At 65.2% G+C, this 1,959-nt stretch carries 1 protein-coding gene and 2 pseudogenes; 1 reads left to right on the top strand and 2 read right to left on the bottom strand.

Features of this window, described 5'->3' with window-relative positions:
• A pseudogene (locus ACZ68L_RS46820) lies at positions 1-105 on the top strand (nuclear transport factor 2 family protein); the annotation flags it as partial.
• 31 nt (positions 106-136) lie between these two features.
• Here the strand turns inward: ACZ68L_RS46820 and ACZ68L_RS46815 are convergent.
• Together ACZ68L_RS46815 and ACZ68L_RS46810 are read right to left on the bottom strand one after the other, a co-directional pair.
• Positions 137-520: pseudogene (locus ACZ68L_RS46815) on the bottom strand (transposase); the annotation flags it as partial.
• Between the two features lie 26 nt (positions 521-546).
• Positions 547-1,227 (bottom strand): hypothetical protein, encoded by a 681-nt coding sequence (locus ACZ68L_RS46810; RefSeq protein WP_469591022.1) that lies wholly within the window; start codon positions 1,225-1,227, stop codon positions 547-549.
• Between the last annotated feature and the right edge of the window lie 732 nt (positions 1,228-1,959).

Genomic DNA, 1,959 nt, shown 5'->3' with positions numbered 1-1,959 from the left:
CGGTTCGCTCTGCATCTCACCGTCGAAGACAGCCTTGTCACCCGGCACCATGTCTACGAGGACAGCCTCGCCGTCGCCCAGGCATTCGAGGCGGAGAATCGGTGAAGGGCCACCAGGTCAATTGCGAAGATGCGGCTCACAGCCACTCATTGATAGCCGCTACGAGGACAGTGGCCTCGTAGCGGACGGCGAGTTTCTCGTAGCGGGTGGCTACCGCCCGGTGCGTCTTGAGGCGATTGATGCCGCACTCCACCGCATGGCGCCCCCGGTAGTCGATCTTGTCGAACCTCGGCGGCCGACCACCGCGGGCGCCGAGCTTCTTGCGGTTGCGAACCTGGTCGGTCTTGTCCGGAATCGTGCAGCGGATCCCGCGTTTGCGCAGGTAAGCGCGGTTCCTGCGGGACGCGTACACCTTGTCGGCACGCACGCGATCGGGTCGGGTACGCGGTCTGCCGGGCCCCAGCCGGTGCACCCGGATCTTCTTCAGCACGGGCTCGAACTGCGGGGAGTCCCCTCGCTGCCACGGCCGGGCCGTTCCCGGGGAAGCTATTTGATCTTCGCGGTGATGGTCTTGATGAACTTAGGGAGCACGTCGTCCCGCCAGACGAAGGGTGCTGGGGCCGGTGTGCCCTTGAAAGTCACGGTGGTCTGCCCGCCTACGGTGAACAGCAGCGGGCCTTTGCGGCAGTTCCAACTTCCCTCGGCAAGATCGGTGATGACACAGCGATCCGCGCCTGCCGCCCCCGGGGTATTGGTCCCAGACGCGAGACGATCGACGTAGCCGGCAATCAACTTGGGGTCGGCCACGGCCTCGATGCGGAGCCAGAACAGGGTAGAGCGGTAGGTCTCGCCCGAAAGGCGCATGCTGTAGAGGCACCGGCCGGACTCGGACCGGTCACCCTCTTTCCACGAAGGGTGCGCAGCGAATTCCTTGATCGACAAGGCAGTGATCGGGTGGCTCTCCTGTTGGATGTCCTTGACGCCAGGGAAGATCGCCTCGATTTCCTCCTTGCGCACGAACGAGCACGCGTCCGGCCACCGATTCGCGGCCAGGATTTCCCCGCTCTTGAGTGAAGGAAGGGCGATGATCGCACCGCGGGGGGCGGCCTTGCCTATCGCAACATCACTGGACCACGGGTTGGTCCCGACCAGGAACGTCAGCAGGACGACATTTGAGATCAGCAGGGCGCCTATCAGGGTGAGCACCGCGGCTCTGTTCTTCAGCATGGCGGCCGATCATCCCCGAAGGGTGAGCTGGTTGTCGACCGCATCCGCTGCCCCGAGGCATCCCGCTACCGGGAGATCGCGGATCCGCGGAGCCGGGCCGGCCAGTGACGCGGCAGCTGTCCATACGTTCCTGTGGGACGGAGAGCGCGAGAGACTGTTCCCCACTGATCGGGGGTTGAGGAACAACGACGTGCACGATGGCGCAAGGCGGTGGTCGACAAGACCCGGACCGGGCAGTTCGTCCGAAAGCACTTCGAGGCGATGGTCTTCACCGCGCTGGCGGAGGAGTTGCGTGCGATGTGCCGGGTTCGTGTCAGTGGAGTGGTCGGCAGTCGCTGTCGGCTACTTTCCGCCGTCTTTTCGCTGGTCACGGTGAGGGTGAGGGACTGTCCGCTGCTGACATGGAGGTGACACGGGCGGCGGGGCTCACTGTCACGGTGCGGTATATCCCATGGTGGTTCACTGACACGAGGCCGAGATATCGCACGGCGCAGCAGCCTCACGTGACGGTGCTGGGCTTCCAGCACCTGTGCGCTCCCGGCCATGTCCACCGCTCGGCCGACCGTGCCCGGTATCTGCAGCAGCCACCGGCGATGAGGTCGGCATACCCGCTGCTGCGCTCCCAGATACAGGCGAGCGGCCTCCCTCCTCCCGGCACGCCGCGCCATGAATTAAGGGCAAGCTGGTCCCCAGCGCCGCACCTTCTCCGCAGTGTGGTGAAACTGCGCTGCC

The organism is Streptomyces sp. NPDC104309 (genome assembly GCF_055584025.1).
Note: the sequence above shows the minus strand (reverse complement) of the source record. Positions and strands in the feature narration are given on the sequence as shown.